Annotated in this window: 11 protein-coding genes; all 11 read right to left on the bottom strand. The window is 55.5% G+C overall.

The window, feature by feature from the left end; all coding sequences use genetic code 11:
- Nucleotide 1: 1 nt before the first annotated feature.
- A complete protein-coding gene (gene gluQRS / locus FF011L_RS04175) occupies nt 2-988 on the bottom strand; it encodes a tRNA glutamyl-Q(34) synthetase GluQRS (RefSeq protein WP_145350390.1) in 987 nt (328 codons plus the stop codon).
- A complete protein-coding gene (gene asnS, locus FF011L_RS04180; RefSeq protein ID WP_145354949.1) occupies nt 975-2,375 on the bottom strand; it encodes an asparagine--tRNA ligase in 1,401 nt (466 codons plus the stop codon). The genes gluQRS and asnS overlap by 14 nt, the downstream gene beginning before the upstream one ends.
- Nucleotides 2,375-4,144, bottom strand: coding sequence for a divalent metal cation transporter (locus FF011L_RS04185; RefSeq protein WP_218932998.1), 1,770 nt, complete (start codon nt 4,142-4,144; stop codon nt 2,375-2,377). Before FF011L_RS04185 ends, asnS begins: the two co-directional genes overlap by 1 nt.
- A 472-nt stretch (nt 4,145-4,616) precedes the next feature.
- On the bottom strand, nt 4,617-6,488 hold the full coding sequence (locus FF011L_RS04190) for a DUF4332 domain-containing protein (protein ID WP_145350392.1): 1,872 nt from the start codon (nt 6,486-6,488) through the stop codon (nt 4,617-4,619).
- A gap of 31 nt (nt 6,489-6,519) precedes the next feature.
- On the bottom strand, nt 6,520-6,891 hold the full coding sequence (locus FF011L_RS04195) for a hypothetical protein (RefSeq protein WP_145350394.1): 372 nt from the start codon (nt 6,889-6,891) through the stop codon (nt 6,520-6,522).
- A 93-nt stretch (nt 6,892-6,984) separates the two neighbouring features.
- A complete protein-coding gene (locus FF011L_RS04200) occupies nt 6,985-9,693 on the bottom strand; it encodes an MMPL family transporter (RefSeq protein ID WP_145350396.1) in 2,709 nt (902 codons plus the stop codon).
- A gap of 18 nt (nt 9,694-9,711) precedes the next feature.
- Nucleotides 9,712-12,669 (bottom strand): secretin N-terminal domain-containing protein, encoded by a 2,958-nt coding sequence (locus FF011L_RS04205; protein WP_218932999.1) that lies wholly within the window; start codon nt 12,667-12,669, stop codon nt 9,712-9,714.
- Between the two features lie 128 nt (nt 12,670-12,797).
- On the bottom strand, nt 12,798-14,837 hold the full coding sequence (locus tag FF011L_RS04210) for a M13 family metallopeptidase (RefSeq protein ID WP_145350400.1): 2,040 nt from the start codon (nt 14,835-14,837) through the stop codon (nt 12,798-12,800).
- A gap of 463 nt (nt 14,838-15,300) precedes the next feature.
- Nucleotides 15,301-16,227 carry an ABC transporter ATP-binding protein gene (locus FF011L_RS04215; RefSeq protein WP_145350402.1) on the bottom strand — a complete coding sequence of 309 codons (927 nt, stop codon included), beginning with the start codon at nt 16,225-16,227 and terminating at the stop codon, nt 15,301-15,303.
- Nucleotides 16,228-16,230: 3 nt separating this feature from the next.
- On the bottom strand, nt 16,231-18,717 hold the full coding sequence (locus FF011L_RS04220; RefSeq protein ID WP_145350404.1) for a hypothetical protein: 2,487 nt from the start codon (nt 18,715-18,717) through the stop codon (nt 16,231-16,233).
- A 92-nt stretch (nt 18,718-18,809) separates the two neighbouring features.
- Nucleotides 18,810-19,163 (bottom strand): DUF6793 family protein, encoded by a 354-nt coding sequence (locus FF011L_RS04225; RefSeq protein ID WP_246109730.1) that lies wholly within the window; start codon nt 19,161-19,163, stop codon nt 18,810-18,812.
- Between the last annotated feature and the right edge of the window lie 55 nt (nt 19,164-19,218).

The raw sequence follows: 19,218 nt of genomic DNA on the forward strand, positions 1-19,218 counted from the left end.
ACTAGGAATCCCGAAAGATTGCGTCGTTAATATGAGTCGCTTGTCGATCAAGCCGTTCAAAACAAAAGCTGTCGATCAGTTCGTCGGGACGTGAGCAAACCGGCTTTTCGATTAAACCGGACGATGCCGCCGCCCAGCCGATGATTTGGCGTGGATCGATCCCGGCTTCTCGGTACTGACTTAGTCGTGTGTCCCCATGCCGTTTCGCTAATCGCCGGCCATCGGGGCCGAGGACCAGTGGCACATGAGCAAATTGAGGGGGCGGTGCATGGAGGGCTTCGAACAGGTCCAACTGCCGAAAAGTGCTGGCGATCAAATCGTCGCCTCGGACGACTTGATTGATCGTCATTTCGATGTCATCGATAACCACCGCCAGTTGATACGCTGCTTCGCCGGTCTTTCGCGTTAACGGGAAATCGCCAAGTTCTTTCGCCACGTTCAGTTGTTGACGCCCATGGACCAAATCGACAAATTCTCGAATCCGGTCGGTCGCTCGGTATCGCCAGCAATAACTGCCTTGGGGAGGCAGTGGATCGCCGATCTGCCAAGCGGCACAGGTCCCAGGATAGACGGGGCCCTCATGATCGTGCTGCGTCGCGGTGTCTGTGTTGGGGTGTGGAGCGCTGGCTGCCGTCGCGATGTCCTGCCTTGAACAGACGCAGGGGTAGGCTTTTCCTGCGGCGACTAATTCCTGCAGGACCACTTGATAACGGTTCGCTTTGGTCGTTTGGATGTAGGGTCCGTGGGGGCCACCGATGTCGGGGCCTTCGTCCCAGTCCAGTCCCAACCAGCGAAGGTCATCCATGGCCTGTTCGGTTGCCCACGGTTTCACGCGCGGCGAATCGATATCTTCGATCCGCAGGATCACCCGTCCACCAGCACTACGAGCCGCCAACCAGGCAAGCAGGTAAGTTCTTGCGTTTCCCAAATGCTGAGCTCCTGTGGGCGAAGGAGCCAAACGACCAACTACCTGATTAGAAATCGGCATTGCCAGGGGTTCGCGGAAACGGGATGACGTCGCGGATGTTGGCCATTCCGGTCACATACTGAACGGCGCGTTCCAGTCCCAGACCAAAACCGGCATGGGGTACCGTGCCATATCGTCGGAGGTCGACGTACCAGTCGTAGTGGGACATATCCAGTTCCGCTTCGGTCATGCGGCGCTGCAGGACATCCAATCGTTCTTCACGTTGACTGCCGCCGATGATTTCACCAACGCCGGGAACCAGGACATCCATTGCGGCAACGGTTTTGCCGTCGTCGCTAACCCGCATGTAGAACGGTTTGATGCTACTGGGATAGTCCGTCAAGATCAGCGGGCCGCCGACGTGTTGTTCCGTCAAGTAGCGTTCGTGTTCGGCTTGCAGGTCGGTTCCCCAGGAGACCGGGTAATCGAATTTCGCATCGCAATTTTCCAGAACCTTGACCGCCTCGGTGTAAGTCATGTGGGCGAAAGGCCTGTCGATCACTGATTTCAACTGCTCGATGACTCCCGGCTGAATGCGTTGCTCGAAGAAATCCATGTCTTCGTCACATTGATGCAAGCAGTCGGTAAAGACCCGTTTCAGGAAGGCTTCTGCAAGCCGCATGTTATCCTGCAGGTCAAAAAAAGCAGCTTCCGGTTCGACCATCCAGAATTCAGCTAGATGGCGACTGGTGTTGCTGTTTTCGGCGCGAAAGGTTGGTCCAAAGGTATAGATTCGGCCTAATGCGGTCGCATACGTTTCGCCTTCCAGTTGTCCGCTGACGGTTAGGAAAGTTGGTTTGTCGAAGAAATCATATTCGTAGTTAACCGCTTTGCCCGATTTTGCCATGCGTTCCAGGTCGAGTGTTGTGACTCGGAACATTTCGCCGGCCCCTTCACAATCACTGGCCGTGATGATCGGGGTGTGGGTGTAGTAGAAATCGTTTTCCTGAAAGAAACTATGGATCGAATCACAGATTTGATTGCGGACTCGAGCGACCGCACCAAATGTGTTCGTGCGTGCTCGCAGATGAGCCCACTCACGTAGTTTTTCAAACGTGTGACGTTTCTTTTGCAGTGGGTAGGTTTCACTATCGCACCAGCCCAGGACGCGAACCGAAGTGGCGTGCAGTTCGGTCGCTTGTCCCTTCGCCGGTGAGGCTTCGATCTTCCCTTCAACAACGACGCTACAGCCCGCGGACAGTTTTTGAACCTCACTGCTGTAGTTGTCTAGTTCTCCCTGAGCAACGATCTGTAGGTTGCCAAAACAGCTTCCGTCATTCAGTTCGATAAAACTGAATCCCGCTTTGGAATCTCGGCGGGTTCGCACCCAGGCACGAACCTCGACGGTTTTCCCGACACTTGCTTCCTGTCGGGCTTCCCGGATTAACAACCATTGATCGCTTTGCATCATGCTTCTCGTTGCGATGGGGAATCTTCAATTTTCATCGAGCGATTCTTGGCGAAGAACGAAACGACTCCAAGAACCAGTAGAACGGCTATTAACACTAACGCGGCATAGCCGATTGGGAAATCGTACATCATACGATCCTTCAATCCCCAGATCGAAGCGAACGTGGCCACGCTGGTCGCCAGTAGCATCAGCACATTCCAGCGAATACGAGCCATTCCGCGTGGCATCGCGTCTCCCAGCAGTGCTTTGCAGTTCATCAGTAGGAAGAACGTTACGTAAGCGATCGGCAGCATGGCGCCACCGATTACTGAAGTTGGAGTCGCCAGGGCTGGAGCCGCTTTGGCCCAGAAAAATGGACCCAGCACGCCGATCGCAGGGATCATCGAACCCAGGCGATGCATGTTCCCTTCGGGCGGAACGCCAATCATTTCGCAGAATGCAAATCCATTGATCAGCATCAGGATGATGATGGTCGATAAAGCCATCCCGAGGACCCCGATCCCAAACAGCTTTTGAGCAAACCCGCCGGGGAACAATGGGTCGAGCGTTTTGGCCAAAGCCATGTTGTCGCGGCCGGCCAGCATGGCAGCCAATTGATGTTCGGATTCTGGGAGGGCTTCGCGGGCTTGATCCAAGGTTAAAACATCTGCGCTCAGCGAGGCAAATTCGTCGCCATGTACGACTTGCAAACGTTTGTCGATCGCCGAGTAGTAGTCCTTGACCTCTTTCGATTTTTGAGCGACTGGATCGTCGGAACGAACCAGAGCCATCACGTCCGATGGGTTGTTGTGGAATTGGCTGGCTGCGGCGATGACCACGCAGCTGGTTGCCAGCACAAATGGGACGATCAAGCCGATCGACAAGTCAAAGATCGCCAAGCTGCGATGAGGTTTTCGCCAACCTTTTCGCAGCATGGAATAAGGCAAGAGGAAGGTCATGTTGATTCCAACCGCTGTCGCAAAAGCGGTGATGATGTTGTCTTTTTGAGTGCTGGCGATCAGCGAACGCCAGTAATCAGCCGCTTCTCCGGTTGCCGTGATCGCCGGTTCCATCGAAGGCACAGGAGTGAACAGGTATTTCGGATTTGGAATCATCCCTTTCAAAATTTCTCCCCATGGCAGAGCACCACGAAGCGTCATCGCGATCACGACGCCGAAGAAACTGAGAACAACGATGCCGACCATCGCTTTGAGGATCAATTCAAAGATTTTTACACCGCGGCCGCCTGAGTTGTAAAACCAGACGATCACCGTTGCGGTAACCAACAGCCCAATCGCGGCGATGTAGGTCCCCGCGTCGTTGTTGAGGGCGGGGATCAGGTTCTGCTTTAACGCTGCGGTACCGAGCGAAAATTGTGGCAAACACCACACGATATTGGCGATCGTGGTTGCCAGCAGCCAAGCCCAAGCGAGCACGGGGCTGACATGCGTTTTGATCGCTTCGAAAGGGCGACGCCCGGTCGAAAGGGTTACGTAACTGATCGCCGACAGCATGATGACCCCTAGGATCATCGCCAAAGGCTGAAGCCACATCAGGTGGTAGCCCATGATCACGCCCAAATAGAGCGCTCCAGCGAGCGAGCCGCCCCCAAGGGTGATGGCTCCTTGCAACCATCCGGGGCCCGACATCCTTACAAACAGGGACCATTTTGCAAAACCGCCCTGCTTCTCAGCAGCTTGGAGAATTGCAATCTCTTGTTCAAAGTTGTCGTTCGATTCCATCAATCGGCTTTCGGGGCTATTTGGAGGTTTGTTTTGGCTAGGCATAGCTTAACCGATCTTTAAGCCAAGGGGAGTAAGGCCCCCACAGCTCGAAAAGAATTCTTGTTAGTCATCCGTTGGCGATGGAGGACCCGGTTTGGAGGAGGTCTGCGGGCCAGCAAAATAGGCCCTATTTGCCTACGCCGGGCTCATCCCAGAAATAGAATTCGTGCGGGGGACGAAGCAAAGGCCGGCATGAAAATCAAAATTGGATCACTGAAGCCCATGTTCCAAAAGGAAGATGGAGGGAGCACAGCGTCCTGATCGCTGCTCGGGTCCCCCGCCTGGACTGACGAGAAGGCTTCTGCTGATCGCGAGGTGTGGCCTGGAATTCCACGAACCGCGTGCGAGGCTGCAAATTGCAAAATGAGAATTGGAAAGTGCAAAATGCATAATCCAAAATCCAAAAACCCCGCAGGGGCAGCCTTTTGGCACCTTGCCATTTAACCTTTGCGATTCCGCATGCCCGCTTACGAGCTTACGCGGCGCTGGCTTGTTGAGAGCTTTCGCCGTCCGTTTCGCCGGCGGCGCGAGCGATCCAGCGGGCTACCTCGGTCCGTTCCGGTGGAGAGGCTCCGCGGAGGGCTCGGCGTCCATCGCTGGTCGCTGAAAACCGTACGATCGCGCGATGTAAGTCAGCGACGGACGCGGAGGCAAGTTTGGGTTGGGTTCGGCATCCGCTGCCAACCAGTAACTGGACATCCCGAGCCAACATTTCAGGCACCTGACACATCAGCAGCGTTTGAGCTTGCCAGTCGGAAACCATTTGGGCCGTAATCCAGCGGGCCGCTAGACGGTCCGCCGTTCGAGCCGCTGGCAGGTCCAGGAATTCGCCAACCGTTTCGATCCCAATGGCATGAAATCGAGCGGCTGTCTTGGGGCCGATCGAAGGGGCGTCGACGATCGGGGCGCGGCGTGACAGACGGCAGTGTTTGGATTCGGAAGGGAATCGAATTGGAATTGTCGCGGGGTAGTTTTTTTCGTTCTCGTTTTCGTTTTCGTTCGTTTCCTGGATTGCTTGCAGCTGTTTGGCCTGCTGGATTTCCAGCTCGCTTTGCCGCAGTTTCTCTGCTTGTTCAATCGCTCGTTCAGCTCGTTCCATCGCTGCACGACGTTGGATTTCCAGCAGTCGAGCTTGTTCCAGGTCTTCTTTTCTGCGATTAGCCGATTCGGTGGCCGCTTGTGATCGGCCGGAGCTTGGCTGTTTGTCCTGGAAGGCTTGCGAGTTCTTCAACGCTGCCATTTTCTCGGATGAGAAATGGCTGTTCGCTGGTGCAAGCGGCTGATGCTGGATGGACGTCCATTCGGTGATCGGTTTGGTCGTGGAAGGGGAAGCCTCTACTGGTTTTGAAGTCGCTGCAGGAACCACCTTCGCAGTCGCTTGAGCGGCCGCCGCTTTGGCTCGCTGGCGATATTTGTATTCACGTTCACGGTGGTAGACCGCGATCGAACGCCGGACGGCAACGGCTTCCGGCGGCGTCTGCTCTCGAACTTGGCCTGTCTGTTGGTATTCCGCCAGGATGGCCTCGACCGCTTGCTGTTCGGTTCGGTCGACCAGATAGCGGAGGAGCCGTCGATGGGGAATCTTGACGGTGGCCATTACGACTGCGCCGGTGAGGGGCAGTTTCGGAAGTTTGGCTTGATTCGCCTGTTCGTAATCGGAGGCAGCGCGTTCCAGGATTTTTGCCCAGCCAACGGTGGTCAGCGTGAACAGTTCCGCCAACGCTTTTCGGCTGGGAGCATTCAGCCCGCTGGGTGGATCTTTGACTCCCGCTTCCAAGTTGTAGGCATCGAGAAGCAGGTTGTAAGATTGGTTGCCGATTCGGGCGGCGTGCAAGATCGCTGCAGCAAGCCAACCGGTTTGCTGAGACAATTCGAAGCGAATCTCGACGGGGTCGCGAAGGGACAGTTGCCGAATCGATTTGTATGATTTGGTAATGCTCCATTCCAGCGGCCTGTGTACCGTTTTTTCACGGTCACTTTGCGCGGTATGCAGCGGCTGGATCGGATCCGTGAAATAGTGACTGAGGACCCCGGCGGCATGGGCGGCGTCCGCCCATCGTTGTTCTTGCAATCGATGCTGAAGGATTTCGTACCAACGCGTCGCTTTTGCGGGTGCACCGCCCCAGTAGCCATCCTTCACATGGACCACATGATTATGAAAATCGTGGAACCGTGTGTCCGGATCCTTTGAACCTTCCAGGTAGCGATCATGATGTCGCAGAAGAATACTTCGTAATCGTTTTCCTGCAGGCGTTTCGACCAAAGGCAGGGCATCGAGGGCAAAGTAATGGTGGGTACTACGGCAGTGGGCTGCGCGTAGTATCGCAAGCAGCGGGCGACGCATCATGATCCCTATTCCTATCCCTAAAATCTTCTAGCTATGCTGATTGCTTTCGCGGCGTCCGTGATACGGCCGGCCGGGTCGGCATTTCAAGGATCGGATTCGCAGCCGATGGGGCTGCTGTCTGATTAAGGAATTCAGCAACGTTGACGTGGTAAAACCGAGCCCGTCTGAGTAGCTGCAGTTGGAAGCGTTCGGCACCCTCCGGAACTCGCAGTGCGGCGTCCCGTCGTTCTGAAAAGAGGGCTTCATTTAACGGTCGAAAAGGAGCATGCCCTTCCGGCGGTTGTTCGGCACCATACATGGCCTGCCGGCGCCATTGGTGATCACGTCTAGCGACCTCTAAATAGATCGCGTAAAGCTCGGTCCTACTGTACAACGACATACCCGTATTGTCCTGCAGAGCCATTGGTCCACTCCAGATTTGACTCGCCAAAGCTGATAGCCGCCTCCGCGACGGCGTAAAAAGAACTATCGGCTTCAACTGGGGCCCGTCGCAAGATCAATTTTGTTTTTGGTACCGGTCAACAATGGTGATGAAGCTGGGGACCAAAAAGGTGCGGACAAAAAAGGTATCAATCAAGACGCCAAGTCCCAGCGCAAACCCTAACTGGACAATGCCTTGCAGCATCGCCTTCGGTGGCGAATCGGAGATTCCAAAGGAATACATCAGCCAAGGAAACCAAGCCGATGCGGTCATGCTGAAGAACGTCGCCGCCATCACCAGACCACAGGCGGTGATGATCCCGCCCGTTCGGGCGACGGCTCGTCTAAGGGCCGACAACCAACCGCCTTGATGCTGCTCTTCCAGGACTCGGGTGACTAAATAGACGTTGTAGTCCTGGCCAACGGCGACCAAGATCACAAACAGGAAGAGCGGAAGTTTCCAGTCCAGCCCAAGATAATTTTCGCCATATAGCCAAGCAAAAAATCCGGAGGTCAGGCCGACGGTCGCGTAGTAGCTAAGCAGCACGGTAAAGATCAGGTAGACCGATAGCCAGAATTTGCGCAGGACCACGACTAAAACGACCAGGACCGCAAGGATGACGGCGATTTTGATCCGCTGATTGTCTTCGATCGTTACCCGTCGTAAATCGATGATCGAAGCGGTTGTCCCCGCGATCGATACTTCCGATTCAAACCAAGGGGACTTCGGGTCATCGGCTTGTTCCTGAAGCCAGCCTCGAAGTTTCGCAACCGATTCGCCCGTTGCGGCTCCAAAGGGATCCCCTTTGATAACCACATCGATTCGAGCCAAGCGATCGACATAGGGGGCCGTTTCGCTGAAGAAATATCGCTGTGAAATCGGATGCTCGCGAAGCAGACGTCTGCGCCATGCGTTGGGGTCAAGCAAACCCATGTGCCGATCCGGTGGGTAATCGCCCAAAGGATCGCTGGCCGTGCGGACGGCGCGAACGCCATCTAATTCATAGAGTGCCTTGCGGAGTTCGGCGATGTCGGCGTTCATCGTCTCGCGTGGGCTGGGCTGTTTCTTCACCAGTAGGACGGTTGTCGGATTGGAATCTCCAATCGAAAAATGTTGCGTCAGGTTGTCCAGCCCGCGGCGACTGACCGCTTGGTGGCTCAGTTGGCCACTCATGTCATAGGTCACGTGTCGTTCTTCTTGGAACCCGAAGCTGGCGGGGATCAATAGGATCAAGATCCCTCCTCCCAGCGTTAGCCAAGGGTACCGCGTGATCATGATCGAAAGTCTGCCCCAAATGCCCGCTTTCTTACGTTCGTATCCGACGACTCGACTGGGCCAAAAGACACACGGTCCAATGGCGTAAATCAAAACGGGAGTCAGCGTCAAACTGACCAACAGGCCGATCAGCAAACAGAGTGCGATGATCGGGCCCGTATGATGGAATTTGCCAAACTGAGCGATCCACAACATGCCCAGACCGACCACGGTCGTGAACGCACTTCCCAGGAGCGCCGGAGTGACACGTGTCAGCGCGACCTCGCAGGCTTCCTTCCAAGGTCGGCTAGCCGCTTCTTCACGCAGGCGTGCGATCAAGAACAGGCAATAATCCGTGCCTGCTCCAAACAGAATGACAACCACAAAAATCCGTGATGTGGTGAAGACTCGCAGGTCAAACCAATCGTTCGGATCACTCCGTGCCCAGCCCGCTAGCAGGGCGACTCCACCGGTGGCGGTCAGCACTGCTGCCAAGATCGAAAGCAATGGGATGAAGACCAGGATCGGGGCCCGGTAGACGACCGCCAAAATGATCAGGATCATCAATACCGTGAAGACCTCGGTGTACCGGATCGCATCACGAGCGGCGATCAATGTTTCGCCACCAATGGCTGCGGACCCGGTCGGCAAAATGCTTAACCCGGGCTGTGTGCAGTGCCCGGAATAAGCCTGAACGTTTGCAATCAGTTGTTCGACAACTTCCAGGGTGGCGATGTTTCCTGTCGCTGCTAATTCCGATTCCAGTTGCAAGCGAATCAAACGGGCTTCAGGAACTTTTAAGCGATGCCCGATGGCGGGGTCATTCCAGCTTAAAATTCCCAGCAGCGACTGCCATGGTTCCAGTTCACGTTGCTCGATCGGCGGCAGCCACGTTTTGATGTCTGGTAACAGGTTTTGAGCGGCCTGCAGATCCGATTCGGCCAGTTCCAGCTCGCCAAACTCTTTTAGCAGTTCACCACGGTCCCAGTAGGCGACTGCCATTCGTGGTTCGGTCGGGGTTGCCACGGCGGTCTGCGGTAAGCAGTCGATGAATTTTTCATAAAACCGAGCGTCCGCTTTGATCGACTCATCGAGGGATTTACGAGCTCGAGTCAGCAGTTCCTCGATCCGTGTCCCTTCCTTGGGGATGCCACCCTTCCAGCCCAATTGCTTCGCTTTGGCAATACTCGCTTCGGCCAGTCGGTGGCTCAGACGTCGCTGCAGATCCAACGCGACGTATTCATCGGATTCGATGAGCGGTTCATCGTCACGTGAGAGGACAATGATGATCTCGCTACGAGCTCTTTCGTCTGGAAAGGCTTGGTCCAGTAATCTTCCCCCGGCGACGCTTGGCAGGTCCGCAGGTAAGTATTCGAAGTCGCCATCGTAGGCGATGCTGGCCCACTTGGGAGCCGACAGTCGTACGCCAGCGGCAACCACGATCCACGCGATTAGGATGACGTACCAAAAGCGGATCACAAGTTTCGCTAGGCGATTGGCCGGTCGACCTGCCGGGACAGGGCTGGTCATAAGCAGCTCTTTCGTCGCTCAGGGATTGGTGGTTTCGCCATTGCCACTGGTTGCTTCTTTTATTTGCGGTGATCGCCTGTTCGGGGGGGCGGCTCCTGCCTCTGTGAATGCCCCTAACGCCGATTCCAGCGCGTCAATGCGAATCGTACCAGAGGTTCGGTGGACCTGAACATTCCCCTGAGTCTTCGCGGCATCGTCCAACTGCCGAATCATGTCAACGATTAGGTCTAGCAAGGGCTCTCCCTCGGCACTTACCAGCAAGGTGTTGCCGACTTCGTCCACCCCGACGGAAAGTTTGCCTTTAAAGGTGAAATCGCTGCCTCCCCCTTCTTTTCCGCCTTGATCAACCAATCCGGCTCCAGGGCCATTGCGGCTTTTTTCGACATTCTCGGCACCCCCTTGTTGGCCTTTGGGTTTCCCCTGGCCGAACGCTTTGTCGTTGCTGCTGAGGAGATCTCGGTAGGCATCTTTCACCGTTTCCGCAATCTTTTCGGCGCGGGAGTAGTGGACGGTGACCAGTTTTGTGTAACGAGCCTTCTGTTGGTCCAGCGGTTCTGGGACGTCCCACAATTCAATTAATTCTTCGATCGTCCGCAACTGCTCGGGAGACGCTCCGGTCACCACAATCGTACTGGTGTCGATATCGGCCAAGAATTTGAGTGGCTGGTCGGCGCCCAGGCCCGCGGGAGTCTCGTCGTCGTCCTCGGGCAGATCGAAATACCACCGGGTGAAAGGATCGTTGTTGCCATCGTCTTCTTCGGCGTCTTCGAAGTACAGTTTTAGATTGGTTTCCATCCAGTAAGCGGACGCATGTTTGACATGAAAGACATGGTAAGGCCGCTTGGGCGGAGGGGCCCGCATCATCAGGCTTTCCAGTTTGTCCAAAGCTTCGGTGTCGGGACTGGTCAGCAAAATTCTGCCTTCCGCGTCGACCTGGATTTGGATCGGCGGGGTGTCTTTAGGAGCCGTTGGGGCGTCAGCACGCTCACCAAACAGACGATCAAAATCTTTTCCCGATTGAACTTGTTCAGCGGTCGGGGGTGGTTGGTCGATCGGAGGTTCGTTTAAGGGAGTCGCTGGCGGAGCACGGAATTGGGCTAGGCTTTGCGTCAGCTGGTTTGTAGAGGCTTCCAGTGGATCGACACGAGGCGTTTCTTTTTTAGGTTGGGCATCGGTGCGAGGCGTTTCAATGTCGGCGTCGGTTTCGGATTCTTCCGAAATCTCCACTTTTTTGGGGGCGGGAAAGTCGTCCTCGCTGGGCAATTCGACTCGATTGGGGGCCAGTCGTTCGAACTGTGTTTGCAACCGTTTCAGGTACTCATAGGTTTCCGGAACGGCGGCAGCATCCATCACGCGAACGGTCTGTTGGTTTCCCCCGGGAGGCGGCAATTCGCCCAGTTTGACTAACAGGTTGGAAACGTCCTCCATCTCGTATTCGTTTGCCCATAAGAGAACCTGTTTGAACCGCACGTCGGCCGCGACACGAAACTTGTCGGGCTCTTCCTTTTTCTCTTGTTGCATTCCAAAGTACGAATACCGATTGCGATTATTGTTCGATTCCTTTTTGTCGTCATTGCCGATCAGGAACCCGATCGATTCGGCCACCGCACGGGGATCGCGATAGCGAATGGGAAGGACATAGAACTGCCTGCCGCTACCGTCTAAACGTTCGATCAGGGACCGCACGATATAACGATCCGCTAATGATCCAGACACGATGAGTGCTTTGTTGTCGGAATCGACTTGGATATGGGTCATCGGTTCTAGGATGTTCATCCCGCGAACGATTTCCAGCAGTTTTTCTGGATCCAGCGAGGTCAATCGAAAGGCTTCCACGCGGGATTCCACGTCGGCCAGCGAGACCATTGCATCGGTGGGGACGTCGACCCGCTTGATGAATTCGGCCGCGATTGCGACTCGGTCGACGGGAGCCTGCAAGATAATCGAATTTCGCCGTTCGTTGGCGACAATGGAAATCGCCGGTTCCTTTTCCTTGGCGGGAGGCGGTTTGCCGCCTTGGCGTTGTTGCATTTGCTGCATCATCTGCATTTGCTGAGGAGTCATGGGCGCTTCCTTTTTCTCCAAACCCAAGAACTGCTCAAGCATCTCTTTGACATCGCTGGCCGAGACATGCCGCAGCATGAATTCCGGCGCCAAATCTTGTCTGGATTCGTCCGATTGCTCGCGCGCCAACAGTTCCGCGATTTGCTGCAGGTTCACCGCAGCGTCCATCGCTTCGATACGGTTGGTTGTCGTGAGTGCGGTCAATTTGCCATTTGCACTGACCATCGGTTTCAATTCTTCCGCCAGCTTTTCCGCCGATAGCCAGCCTACATCCAACGAGGTCCGTACGAAATCATGAGGCGGCAATTTGGACAATTCACTTTTGTCGACGCGAGGGACCAATGCGGCATTGATCTCAGCTGTCTTTAAAACCATCAAGCCATCTTCACGGCGAAGCATAACGTACCCGCGAGCCAACAGATGCCGGTTCAGTAGGTCGCGAACTTCATCCAGCGAGTAGCGTCCGAAGGAAGAGATGTTGACGTGATCGCCGGGAAGTTCTCGCCAGTCGAGCGGCATATCCGAGATTTCGGCGAACCATTCCAGAATGGCCAGCCATGGTTGATTGCGGAAACTGAATGCGATTTTTTCGTCCGCGTCGGGGCGAACCGTTAGTTCTTTCGGGTCCGGTGGCTCGGTCGGCTCATTGGGACGCTGAATCGTCTTCGATCCAGCTGGTTCTTTTTCGCCCTCTTTGGCGGGTTTGTCGCCGGGGCCTGGTTTGCCCGGTTTGTCGCCATCGGCGCCTGCCGGGGGGCCACCGGCCTGCGATTTGGCGGCGGCCGCAGCCTGTGCAGCCTTGATGGCAGCAGGTGAAGGTTGGCCCGCAGCCTGGGGAACCGCTTGGACAGCAGGTTCCTGACCCCGTGCCTGCTTTACGTCTAAATCATTGCTAGGCAATAAGATAGACAAACCACTTGCAAGGCACCCAATCATCCAATGACGCGCTGCAAGCGGGGGCATAACGCGTATGAAATTTCGCAACATCCTAAGGATGCTCCGTTTAACTGAGTAGAAAAGGGGGATGAGGGACCCCCATTCTACCAGATGCGAACTCGTTTTTCCGGAGAAATATACATCTCGCTATTTTCGTCGATTCCGAACGCTTCATAAAACGCGTCCATATTGCTGACAATCCCGTTCACCCGGTAGCGGCTTGGCGAATGGGGGTCGACCATTAAACGACGCCGTAGTTCCGCTTCGCGGTAGAGCCGACGCCAGGCCTGGGACCATCCTAAGAAGAATCGCTGGTCGCCGGTCAGCCCATCGATCACGGGAGCCGGTTTCCCTTTGAGAGACAAGCGGTAAGCGTGGTGAGCAACGTTCAGCCCCCCAAGGTCGCCGATGTTTTCGCCTAGGGTCAGCTCGCCGTTCACATGCATGTCTTTCAGCGGTTTGTACTGGTTGTATTGCTTCACAAGCCCCGCGGTCCGTTTGTCAAAGACCTCGCGGTCCTCTTCGGTCCACCAGTCTCGGAGGTTGCCGTGGCCGTCGTACTGGCTTCCCTTGTCGTCGAATCCGTGGCTTAGTTCGTGACCGATGACCGCTCCGATGCCGCCATAGTTAACCGCATCGTCGGCTGCCATGTTGAAGAACGGAGGTTGCAGGATCGCTGCGGGAAAGACGATTTCGTTCATCGTCGGATTGTAGTAGGCGTTGATCGTCTGCGGCGTCATGTGCCACTCGGTGCGGTCGATCGGTTGGCCCAATTTGTCCAGCATGCGTTGATGCTCAAACTGAGCGGACGCGAGTAGGTTTTCTGCCAAGTCTTTGCTGATCGACAGAGAACTGTAGTCCTTCCACTTGTCGGGATAGCCGATCTTGGTGCTGAACTGCGAGAGTTTTTCGCGGGCCTGTTTTTTGGTTCCCTTCCCCATCCAGTCCAAGTCGTTGATTCGCTCTTCAAACGCAACTTTCAAGTTGTCGACCAATTCGCCCATTCGTTTCTTGGCGGAGGCTTGGAAATGTTTTTCCACGTAAAGCTGTCCAACCAGTTCGCCCAAGACGCTGCCGGTCAGTTCAACGCTTCGACGCCACATCGGTTTTTGTTCGTTGACGCCGGTAATGGCCGTCGCGTGAAAATCGAAATGGCGCTTTTCGAGACTTTCGGTTAAATAGGATGCGTAGGCGTCGATCGTCTTAAAGGCTAGATACGCTTTCCATTTGGCTAGCGGTTCGTCTTTAAGAAGTTCGTTGGCAGCTTTGAAATAGCTTGGTTGGCGAACAATAAACGCATCCGATTTGTCGAACCCGGTCGCTTTCGCATAGGCATCCCAGATCGATAGCAGTTCCGCCATCTGCGCGGCATCTTTTTTGTTGTACGTTTTCACTGGATCACGATTTTCAACCTTGGTCCAGTGAGCCTCGGCGATCGCGGTTTCCAAATCCAGGATTTGCTCTGCCGTTTCTTGCGGGTTTTCTGCGTGATTGCGGCTGAGGAGGTCGGCAGCGTATTCGACCAATGCTTTTCGCATTTGCACGTAACGCGGTTCGTCACTTAGGTAGTAGTCGCGATCGGGTAGCGTCAGCCCCGACTGCGTTAAATAGACCGTGTAGGAATCGCTGTCACGGGCATCGACCGACACATAGCCGCCGAAGAAATGGCCAACTCCCGCACGCTCCAGGTTCGCGATCGTTGTCGCCAGCGAGTCCAGCGAATCGATGGAAGCGATCTCGTCCAGCAGCGGTTGGATCGGTTCGATTCCAAGGGCATCGCGACGTTTCAAATCGAGGAATGAATTGAATAGGTCGCCAACCTTTTGAGTCTTCGAACCCGGCTTGGCTGACGTGGTGTCGGCTGCCGTTTCGATCAGGGTGCGAACCTGATCCTTCGTCGCGTCATCGAGGATCGAAAAGACTCCGTAGTCGGAGCGGTCTCCAGGGATTTTTGTCGTCTCCAGCCAGCCCTGGTTGGCATATTCATAGAAATCGTCCCCTGGTTTGACTTTCTCGCTAAACAGCGTCTGATCAATCCCTGACTGCAAGGTGTTTTCTTCACCTTGCTGGGCATGCAGTGCATTTACCGCTCCAAAGATCAGAGGAGCTATAAGGGCTGCGGTGAATAGTCGAAAACAAATCATCGGTCACGATCCTTCACGATTTTAGAAACATTCTGGCCGACGCAAATCCGTGGAAGGTTTTGCGGAAAGAGTCTATCTTAGCATTGGGGCACCAAACTGCCCACAGACGCCAGAGCGGCAAAGGCCGTTCGGTAGCCCGAACAGGGCAAGCCCTACAATCTTCTTAGCGGAACGGCGCAAGCCGTCCGGCCGCGCGACCAAAAACTTAATGGACTACCGGTCCATATCCGCCGCTGGCAGTTCGTCTAGCACCCGCTGGGCTGACTATTTATGGCACCTCTGCTTGTGGATGTAGAGGTCGCTATGCCGTGCAACAGGGGCGGGATCTTAAGCCACGCCACGTTTTCGCCGGACGTCTCGCCCTCAATGCCACCAGCTTTCTTAGCGGAACGGCGCAAGCCGTCCGGCCGCGCGACCAAAAGCTTAATCGACTACCGGTCCAAATCCGCCACTGGCAGTTCGTCTAGCTTACCAGCCCCTTCGTGACGGTCATGAAAACATCTTCCAGCGTGGGGTCTTTGTCGTTGAATGATTTCATGCGGACACCTTCTTTGATCAATTGCTCAAGCAAGGCAGCCAGGCCCTCGTCATCGGTCGCTAGTTCCGCAACCACTCGAGTCGGTTCGACTTCCAGCGACTGCAGCGCACTGCAGCTGCGTAGAATGGACAAACCCGCGTCCTGGCTGCCGATGAATTGAATTTCGACAATTCGGTTACGGCGAATCTTGCGGTAGACATCGCCGATCGGGCCATGCATCAATAACTGTCCGCGTTCGAGAATTCCGATCGAGCTACAGCAGTCGGCTAGCTCGGTCAGGATGTGGCTGCTGATCAGGATGGTTTTTCCCATCGCCCGCAGTTCTTTTAGCAACGCCTTCACTTCGACACGTGCTCGAGGGTCCAGGCCGCTGGCGGGTTCATCAAGAATCAAAATCGGTGGGTCGTGCACCAAGGTTTTAGCCAAGCACAACCTTTGTTTCATTCCCCGCGACAGACCGTTTACAAAATCGTCACGTTTGTGAGTCAAATCCAACAGTTCCAGTACTTCGGAAATGATCTGTTTTCTTTGCGAGCGGCTGATGCGGTAGGCGACCGCGAAGAAATCGAGGAATTCCCAAACCTTCATTCCGTCGTAGACGCCGAAGTTGTCCGGCATGTATCCGATCGCTTGGCGGACCGCGACCGGATCGCCTGTCACGCTATGCCCGGCCACGCTTCCGCCGCCGCGTGTCGGTTTTAAAAGAGTTGCTAGGAAACGAATGGTCGTGCTTTTGCCCGCGCCATTTGGCCCGATGAAGCCAAACGTTTCTCCTTGCTCGATTTTTAAATCCAGGTTTTGAACCGCTGTGAAATCACCATAGTCTTTCCCAAATCCATACAGTTCAATCATGGCTTAATTTGCTTTCTCTGGTGATTCGAGAGCCTGGTCTAACATCAAGTCATCGACCCTCTCCTTCGGCTTGGGAGGCAGGTTGGTATCCTTTTTGGGCTCTGGCAACCCAGGGTATTGCAGGTGCGCCAGTAGCACGGTGGCTCGGTTTGCTTGACTTGCCTGCGGTTCAATGCGCATCTTGCTGGGAGCCTCTTCGATGGCTGCAACTAGGCGGACTTCTCCGCGTTGCATTCCGGCCGGACTGAGCAAGCCTTGCACCAACGGTCGCAGTGGTTCTGCCCAAGTGAGCAAGTCGTGCAGTTCTTCCGATGCAAATTCCACCGTTCGCGTGGCTCCCGAAGGAAAGTCACCAAGGTCGGCGATCGTGATTTGTCCCTCGTCGCCGCGGCGGACCACGACCGCATTGGTAAGTACTAGGTCTGAACCGTTGGCCAGTTTGTTGTTCTCTGCCGTCCAGCGAAAAAATCCTCCCGCCGGAACGATTTGTTCTGTATGAACCAGGCGAGTCTGGTTTGAGGCGACTTGGATTCCCGAGAGGATAGGCCCTTCGCCGTATCCCATTTGCAGTCGCACCGGGGCGCTCCCATCAGTTGAGTTGTTTTGCCCAACGGGAAGGCCCGCTGCATCGGGACTGTCAAACGCAATTTGATAGTCGGTCCCGAGCGAGCTGTAGATCGCAATGAAACTGCTCAGGTGGGCGCGGTCGTATTCGGGTTGCATTTCGAGCAGTCCGATCTCGTTTTCAAGCCGTGCAAAACCGATGTCCAGCCGAGCGGCTCTGGCCACCCAGATTGCACCACCGACCGCGATGACAGGTACCGCAAGCCAAGCGTATTCAAGGCGTCCGATTAAGCGGAAGAATAGATAGTTAAGTGGAACAAGGATCAATAAATACCAAGCCAGCGATCGGGCGACGAAAGAGGCGGGCGGGATGGAGATGCCTGATTGCTCCGTAAGAGACTGCATCGCGACCGAGGCGACATTGCTGCGGTCGGTCCATGCGCCGACGCCTCCCATCGGTTCCGAAACAAACGCGGGTGCGGCTTGCAGGTCTTGGCTTAAGGATGAACGTGCTGCTCGAACCGCTTGGTCGTCGTTGGAATCGGGGGCGGTTGCCGCTGTCAACTCTTCTAGCGTTGTTGATTCCTCGCTTGCTTCGGTTGTTTCCGGCGTGCCTCCAAGGATCCCGTCGCGGGAGAATAGGCGGAGCGGGGAATTGACTTCCGCCGGGACGGTCGATGCCGCTGGATGACCGGCAAACCGAAGCATTATGTTGCCAGCATCTTCAGTGTATTCACGCGGAGGACGCTGCAGCATCAAGTTGTTATAGAAACTGTCTCGCGAAGCCCAGTTCTGGACGAGGTCTGTTGTGATGTCAAAACGAGTCATGACCACGTTGCCCAGACCCCGGCGTCGCGTCAGCACAAGTTCCCCGGTATTGGGGATGGTCTTTGTGTTTGGGTGTTGCACGCCGTCGATGGCCACATTGCCTTGGATCTTGGTCGCTTGGGCAACCTGAGCCGCTGTGGTTGGGTCTTTGTCCACCGACCAATTTTCAAGCAGCTCCACAAAAGGGGCTCCTTCCAGTTCGACTAGCTTCAGCGAATGCATTGGCAACAGGTCGGCCAGCGGCGTTTCTCCAAAGGATTCGTCCGCATACCTTCCGTTGACCACCATGTGGCCGCCCCAGTTCAGCCAGTCGGTCAGAGCCTGTTGTTGTCCCGGAGTCAAACGGTCTACCGAAACGTCGTCCCAGATAACAAATGCGATTGAAGTCCAGTCGAGCATTGTTTCGGGAAGCGGGACCAGGTCCTCGGTCGGCGGAAAAATAACTCGATAGTTGGTCGGTTGGGAACCGGTTGTGAACGCGTTCGGGTCACGTGGAGGCTTCACCCAGTCAGCGACTTGTACCGAGACAAACCGCTCGGGACGCGTGGTCATCACGGCAACGAAATATTGCTCGGGCCGAAGAAGTGGGATCGCCCGCTCGCCGCTGTCGTAGGCAACGCTTTGGTTACGAGTCATCAACGTGTCTCGTAAGTAACCGCTGCGGTCGCTCAAACGGGAGGAGAGTGGTGCCAGCAGCCGAAAATCTAACTGTTTGCGTTGGCCCTTGGGGAGGACGGCAGGACGTTCTGCGATTAGCGGTTGGTGGATACGCTCGATCTTTCCCGAATCGAGTTTGATCCGTTGGCCCGCCGTCACCTGGATGCTTCCCCGAACATCCTCGCGGTTGGCCCGCAAAGGCTTGGCTGCAGAAAACCAATGCCCCGGCTTAAGAGAAGACTCGTTGGCCGAAGTGCCGGCTGGAAAGGTTTTAATTGGCGAGCCGGAAAAGGCAGCCGCGTTCTCCTGTTCGCCCTCAGGGAGGGGGGCGGCCTGCTGGCAACCTTCGCAGCCCAGCAGGCACGGAAATAGGCAAGCGAGGATAAGACACCATTGTGCCAGGCGTCGTCGCAGGGATGTTTGCTCCGCAGTTTCAGCCACAGACGCCACTTCGGTAAATGGATGTCCTCTCCGGGCGGAAAGAATCCGCAGAGAGAGGCCCGATCAAACCGGTGAACCCCAGCGGGGCCACGCTACCAGCCCATAACCATATTGGATTCGATCACCTTGCGTGCGGTATCGAGATCCGAACCGGTTTCTTGGCGGTACAGGCGGATTGCATGGACTTTGTCGCCTGCGGACTTCGCCAAACAGTCTCGGGCGACACCACAGGGGTCGATCGCCGGGGTGCTTAAGCCGAGCGCTCCCTTGCTGATCACCCAGCTATCGCGAGGGCGTTTGGTCATCCGCAGAACGTCGTCACCCGGGTAAGCATCATCGACAACTAATTTGGCAGCGTCTTCGTTGTCTGCCCAGGTAATGATGATGTGGGCATTTGTTTCGATTTCGTATAGCGGCATCGGAGGCAGCTCCAAGAGATTTTGCATGTTTGCGTAGTGGCAGAACGACCCGGCAGGAGTCTCGGTCTGTCATTCTACTGGA

It is taken from the genome of Roseimaritima multifibrata, from assembly GCF_007741495.1.
GTDB lineage: Bacteria > Planctomycetota > Planctomycetia > Pirellulales > Pirellulaceae > Roseimaritima > Roseimaritima multifibrata.

What these genes read in the sequence shown, in the direction of transcription:
- gluQRS (WP_145350390.1), bottom strand. Translation starts at nt 988, where the DNA reads ATGCCGATTTCTAATCAGGTAGTTGGTCGTTTGGCTCCTTCGCCCACA.
- asnS (WP_145354949.1), bottom strand. Translation starts at nt 2,375, where the DNA reads ATGCAAAGCGATCAATGGTTGTTAATCCGGGAAGCCCGACAGGAAGCA.
- FF011L_RS04185 (WP_218932998.1), bottom strand. Translation starts at nt 4,144, where the DNA reads ATGCCTAGCCAAAACAAACCTCCAAATAGCCCCGAAAGCCGATTGATG.
- FF011L_RS04190 (WP_145350392.1), bottom strand. Translation starts at nt 6,488, where the DNA reads ATGATGCGTCGCCCGCTGCTTGCGATACTACGCGCAGCCCACTGCCGT.
- FF011L_RS04195 (WP_145350394.1), bottom strand. Translation starts at nt 6,891, where the DNA reads ATGGCTCTGCAGGACAATACGGGTATGTCGTTGTACAGTAGGACCGAG.
- FF011L_RS04200 (WP_145350396.1), bottom strand. Translation starts at nt 9,693, where the DNA reads ATGACCAGCCCTGTCCCGGCAGGTCGACCGGCCAATCGCCTAGCGAAA.
- FF011L_RS04210 (WP_145350400.1), bottom strand. Translation starts at nt 14,837, where the DNA reads ATGATTTGTTTTCGACTATTCACCGCAGCCCTTATAGCTCCTCTGATC.
- FF011L_RS04215 (WP_145350402.1), bottom strand. Translation starts at nt 16,227, where the DNA reads ATGATTGAACTGTATGGATTTGGGAAAGACTATGGTGATTTCACAGCG.
- FF011L_RS04225 (WP_246109730.1), bottom strand. Translation starts at nt 19,163, where the DNA reads ATGCAAAATCTCTTGGAGCTGCCTCCGATGCCGCTATACGAAATCGAA.